The organism is Bartonella sp. AA74HLJMH (assembly GCF_042197045.1).
In the GTDB taxonomy this organism is placed as follows: Bacteria; Pseudomonadota; Alphaproteobacteria; order Rhizobiales; family Rhizobiaceae; genus Bartonella.
This window is the reverse complement of record NZ_JBHIRJ010000034.1, coordinates 1-6,477: the sequence shown is the minus strand read 5'-3', so window position 1 is coordinate 6,477 and position 6,477 is coordinate 1. Positions and strand designations below refer to the sequence as shown.

The window sequence follows — 6,477 nt, the reverse complement described above, 5'->3', positions numbered from 1 at the left end:
ATGAGCATCAGCAAGAATGCGGGCACTACCACTCACATGAGCATTACCATAAATATTGCCATAAACATGAGCATTGCTATAGACAAAAGCATGGTCATAAACTTTAGCATATTGAGAGATAAAAGCTTTTCCATAGACCTCAGCATTGCCATAAACTTGACCACAGACTTGCGAATAATGCCGTATTTTTGCATCATCATACACCCTTGCATGACCATAGACACAAGCCTCATCATAGACCCAGCAATTGCCATCATGGGATAGATTAGCTTCCTTTTCAATAAAGCCCCCTAAATCCCCAGCCTTAACATCATCGAAATTTTTTAAAGCACGAATGCGGTAAAGATTTATAATATTTCGAGTAAGTGCATGTTTGATTTTTTTAATTTCACTGGTTAATTCGTATTTTTTGCACATAGGAGTACCCTCACAATCTAATGTGATAAACGTTTTCTAAAATTTGAAATGGAAAATTGGATTGGAAAGCAGGCGCCCCCACAACGCCCATGCTTTATTTAAGCAGCTTCATTTATGGTTTTGTTATTATTACCAATATCATCATAAATTTTTTGATTGCCATCAACTATAGCATTGCCAAAGATTTTTACTAAGTAACAAACATATACATTGTCAGAAACGACGGCATTATCGTAAACATGAGCAGCCCAATCAATACGAGCAGAGCCTAATATTTTTGCATTGCCATAAACAAAGCCCCTTACATAAGCATTATCAGCAATTTTCGCATTGTCAGAGATTTTTGCATCAAAAATGATATTAGCTTTATTACAAACAAAGGCATTGTCATAAACTTGACCACGAACGATAGCATTGTCATTAATTTTTGCATTGCCATACACATGAGCATTTGCACCGAAAATCCATGCATCATCATTAACAACGGCATTGCCATAAACTTTAGCATTTCTATTAATACAAGCATTATCATGTATTTTTGCATTGTCAGAAACGACAGCTTCCCAAAAAACGGTAGCATTATCATAGACCCAGCAATTGCCATCATGAGAGAGATTGCTTTCATTTTCGATAAAACCACCTAAATCACCAGTCTTTACATCAGCAAAATCTCTAATGGCTTTAATGCGGTGTAAAGTATGACCAGCCACACAACGCGTTTCATTAGTAAATTCGTATTTTTTAGACACAGTTATAGCGTTCATAGGTAACTCCCTAAGTTCATATTTGATAAATTTAAAAATGAAATGTTTAAAAGAGGGGCGCCCCCGCCGCGCCCGCGCATTATTTACGCAGCGTCTTTTATAGACTGGTCATTATAGACAATTTCTTTACTACAGACTTCAATATTATTGCGAACCCAAGTGTCACCTTTAATGACCGCATTGCGAAAAATCTTTACATTTGCAAAAATACAAGCATATCCGGAAATTTTCGCATTATCATAAATTTTTGTATCATTAAAAACACAAGCGTAATAATGAACATGAGCATTACCAAAAATATGAGCATCAGGATAAATACGTGCAAAGCCATACACATGAGCATTGCCATAAATATTGCCAGCCACAACCGCCTTGCCATAAACCCTTGCATTTTCATAGATACAAGCAATATTATTCACATGGGCATACCCACTTACAACGGCATTATCGTAAACCCTTGCATTACTATAAACCTTGGCTTTACCGCCCACCCAGCAATTGCCATCATGGGATAAATTACTTTCACCTTGTATAAACCCGCCTAAATCACCTTTTTTACGTCTCCAAAATCTCTTAAAGCGCGAATTCTATGAAGGGTTTTAAAACCAACCTCTATTGTCTCACCTGTAAATTCGTATTTTTTTGCAGGCTCTTGTTGATTAGCAAGAGCGGTTTCATTTGCATTTAAAGATATAAGGGGGGTGTTTTTTGAATTTGTCATAATTAAAACCTATCTGTTTAAAAGTTTCTTATTGACACCCTAATGGGCGCCGGGCGCTAAGAAACACGGCAGATAGTCCGTTGTTACGCTTTTCTCATAAAGAGTATTGTATGGCGTAACGACACCCGACAAAATCATCATATATGCTAATTAGAGCATAAAAGATAGTCAGTTTTTATAATAGGATTAGGTTTATCGTAACCTCTTCGCTATCTGTTTAGTGTTTCTTAATCACTTGAATGTTTATATAACAAAATACGTATTTATTGTCAAATAATATTTTATCTTTTTTGATATTTTTTTGTATTTTTTTAAATACTTTATGTATTGATAATATCTTATGCTTATTAATTGCTTCTTTTATATTTATGTGCTTTTAAAGCTATATTACGGGCTTTGTGAAACGACTGCGTATTTTCTGAATCTATACATTTATAATATTTAGAAACGCTCTCATAATGCGTATTTTAAACTTTATAACCTATCAATTTTGTCACTAAATGGCTTTTAAGATTTCTGTTAATTTCTTTTAATAACACATTTTAGACTTAACAGCCTTTATAGGGACTGTCTTTATAAACAAATGCTTTCATTTGCATATGAGTATTCAAGTTTACTGTTTTTACGCATTCTTTATAGCTGTTATGTTCTTTATAGCCATGGCATCATTTTTCATTTTCATAAGAGAAACGATAAATAGGATAATTGCGATTTATTGTCTGTTATGAAAATATCTCAATAGAAACTGATCATTATAGAGATCAGTAAAATCCCTTTTAATAGACCGTGTCAGTGTTGTCAGTGTTGTCAGTTCTTTTTAGAGCCTATACTATTTTTTTAAAATGATAAAAAATTAAAAGCATTATATTTCAATATGTTAGTCTTTTTAAGATACAACTTATATAGATAACACAACCTTAAATACAATTAATAATATATATTTGTCAGTTATCTGTCAGTAAATTGAACTGACAAAATAGACCATTTGAGTGAGTGATTAAAACATGTCTTATAAAAAATGAATTTATCAGTTCATTTGAATAGATAAACTTATGATTTTAGTGAGTGATTAAACCACGTCTTAAAAAAACATGTGATCCTTTAAAGCCTTTCAAAAGAAACGGTTTATGATCATAAAAATGCTATTAAGACTATTATGGTTATGAGTTTAGGGGGGTATGGGGGTTTTGGGGGGGCTTTTTACCCCCCCTTTATATATATTTTTTAATCCAAAATAAAAGTTATTATATTTCAATAAGTTAATCTTTCAAATAAACAACCCATATTAAACATAACACATAAATACAATTTTTAATATATATCTAAGAGGGTTTTGTAGGTGTTTTGGGGGGGGGTAAAAACAGACAAAACCTATAAGTAATATAAGAAAATGAATATACATAACTCTGTTTAAACAAAGCTTTTGAAAAGGATAAAGCTATCATTTTAAATACGGTATAATCTCTTAAAGGCAATCCAAATAAGAGTATCTAAAAGTGCAAATGATTTCTTTTTAGAATAACGCATATAAGCACTCTTTTTAAAGATTGTATCTAATCAACTTAACAAGAGAGGTATAGATTATGGTTATAAGACTCTATACCCCTTGTGAGTTTAGCAAGCCAAGTCTATTCAATTTCTTTAATTTCTAGTTTTGGTAGGTTCTTAACGATTTTCATTGTCTCTAAACTTACGGTAATAACCCTCTGAAATAACTCTAGAGGGTAGGCAGGGTTGCCAATGGTTTCAACAGCATAGCGATTGGCATCATTCACAATGCCACTCTTTTTATCAGTCTTTACACATTGACGCCCCATAACCCATTCAAGAGCGGGTTTACCATTAACGATATACTCATAAGCGTCAAGTGGGATATCTGTCATGATGATATTGCTATTATAAATAACAGTGGTTTTATCTTTCTCTTTACCTGCTTTTGCGAATTTCATTTCAGTAACATAATAAAACTTTTCGGGATTAGAGATTTCTGTAACTTTTGGATTACCCTTTTTAAAAGTCACTGGATAAGGCTCTACAGTTTCATAATTCACGTGCAAATGACCCAGTTCACGCCCTGCTGTTACGAACTTCCAAAAATTACCAGCACTCTTTACACAAGGGATACGAGGCAATTCTTTAGAGAGGTTATCAGCATAACGAGCACGATAATCTTCCGAATGAAGTAAACCGTAAACATAATAGAATAGATCATCTTTAGTGATTTTTTCATTAGGATAAGCAGCTTTAAAATGTGCTAATCCTTCATCAGTAATGGCATCACGCCTCTGTAAACCAGCTGTTTTGCTTTCTTCTGTAAATAAATGGGATTGTTTCTCACTTTTACCTTTTGAAACCATAGTATCTTCATAAAAATACCGTGGAAAGCATTGACCTTTTTCTATTGCATCTAGATTAGGCAAATCTTCAGACATAAGAACAGAAAAACCACACCTTGCTCCTACGCCTGTAATTTGAATTACTTTATTTTCAACCGCTTTTCCCATCGGAAATATCCGCGGCATTTGTAAAACCATTTCATTGAAGGTGCGATTATAATAGAGCCACTGTTGTGTAAAAGGACGATATAAACTTTGCATAAGGCATGTAGCTTCAAATTCAAAAGTATTTCCTTTTGCTAAATCTTCTTTAAGAGCGCGGCTCCAACTGATTTTTCTCGTATCTGTATTGACGAAATTGTCTACAGCATTTTTACGTATCCTAGGATCAACATGTCCATAAACATTATTAAAACGCTTTACTTCACTGTTATAGAAGGCAATCATATTACTTATGTTTTTCGCTAAAACTTCATGGCTTGAATTGTATACCCAAGCATCACGGCTAGTTACAATACCACAGGAATAAGTATCAAAAAGCTTTTTACCATGACCTTTTTTATAACCTATGGATAAAAATGCTTTAAAATTGTTATCACGTTGACCAAGCCAATCACCATGTTTATCTGGTGTGATTATTTGCCAACCTTGTTTACTTCGTGTAATGCCATCAATGCTCCTAAATTTTTTAATTGTCTTAAGCTTTTTTTCTCTTGTGTGATTATTACCAATATCATGATAGTAAATTTTACAAGGTCCAATAGCATTGGGATTTTTGATAAACAAGGTTACAGCAATACCGGTCATACTACCATTGCCAAAAATATTTTCACCTTCTTGAGCTCTTCCATTGCTTAACATATTTTTGCGAAGATCCCCCCGTAAATTAAGCACATAAATGCTCGTAAACTCTTTGGCTAAAGATTTTCGTAATCCATCCATTGTTGACTTTTCTATGTAACCAGAACCAGAAACAAAACCGATTACTCCAGCATTATCAATACGATCACTAGCCCAGCGAATGGCACGAATATAACTATCATAAAGATTTCGCATAAGGCTTGCTTTAGATTGAGCGGCGTAAGTTTCATCAATACGGTCATTTAATATCGGATAAGGCGTATTCTTTGCATTATCATTAGCACTTTTTTGACCTGTTGAATAAGGAGGGTTACCAAAGATAACTTTGATATCCAGTTTCTTTTGATGCTCTAAATATTCACTGTTTTCTTTGAATAATTTTTGCAGAAGGCTTTTCTCTTCAAGCATGCGGAATGTATCGGTTAAACCAATATGTTTGAAAGGGATATACTCACCTTTCATGATACTATGATACGTCGATTCAATGTTAATCGCTGCTATGTAATAGGCTAGCAAGACAATCTCATTTGCGTGGATATCATAACGGTATTTATATTCCATATCCTCTGGTTTGATGAGATTGGATTGTAATAGCCGTGTGATAAAGGTCCCAGTACCCGTAAAAGGGTCAAGAATAGAAACACCACGTGATCCTAGACTTTTTCCAAATTCATGACGCAACACATCATCAACAGAATGAATGATAAAATCAACAACCTCAATGGGAGTATAAACAATGCCTAATTTTTCTACTGTACGCGGAAAAGCATAACGGAAAAATTCATTGTAAAGCTCTACAATTAAACTTTGTTGTGCTTCAAGAGTGGTAATTCCACGCGTGTAAAATTGTATACTCTTAGAAATATTTTTGAGATCTTGAGATTCTTCTTTAGGAGTAACTTTATCAAGGGCATTGAGTACACGTTGTAAAGCGCAAGATACGGGATTTTCTTGAACAAACTGATGCCCCTCAAATAAAGCATTAAAGACTGGACGCGTCACAAGATGTTGCGCAAGCATTTCAATCGCATTTTCTTCGGAGAGGGTTGTGTTTAAATTACTACGTAATTCGGTCATAAAATCATTAAACACCTGCCGTGTTTCAGTTTCTGATTTTGTTAAAACTTCAGTTAAGCGTGTGATATGAGTTTGAGCAAGATCACCAACATTTATTGCCCATTTTTTCCAATAGCTAGGATCGTAAAATCTATTAACAATAGCAGTTCTAATGACATCTTTACATTTAGAAAAAAGGGGGAGTTCTCCTTGTTCTTCACATGTGTGAGAAGATTCGTAAGTTACTAACCCAATATTAAGTCCTGAATACTCTAATTTTGAGCGTATAGGTAAATCATCAATAACCGTGGTCGTATCTTCT

At 34.0% G+C, this 6,477-nt stretch carries 2 protein-coding genes and 2 pseudogenes; all 4 read right to left on the bottom strand.

All coding sequences use genetic code 11. The features are described 5' to 3' along the window. Positions 1–417: pseudogene (locus tag ACFINH_RS08780) on the bottom strand (hypothetical protein); the annotation flags it as partial. A gap of 98 nt (positions 418–515) precedes the next feature. Continuing rightward, on the bottom strand, positions 516–1,181 hold the full coding sequence (locus tag ACFINH_RS08775) for a hypothetical protein (RefSeq protein WP_375632721.1): 666 nt from the start codon (positions 1,179–1,181) through the stop codon (positions 516–518). Between the two features lie 83 nt (positions 1,182–1,264). After that, positions 1,265–1,902: pseudogene (locus ACFINH_RS08770) on the bottom strand (hypothetical protein). 1,628 nt (positions 1,903–3,530) lie between these two features. Further along, on the bottom strand, positions 3,531–6,477 hold a 2,947-nt coding region (locus ACFINH_RS08765; protein WP_375632719.1), incomplete at its 5' end, for a type ISP restriction/modification enzyme.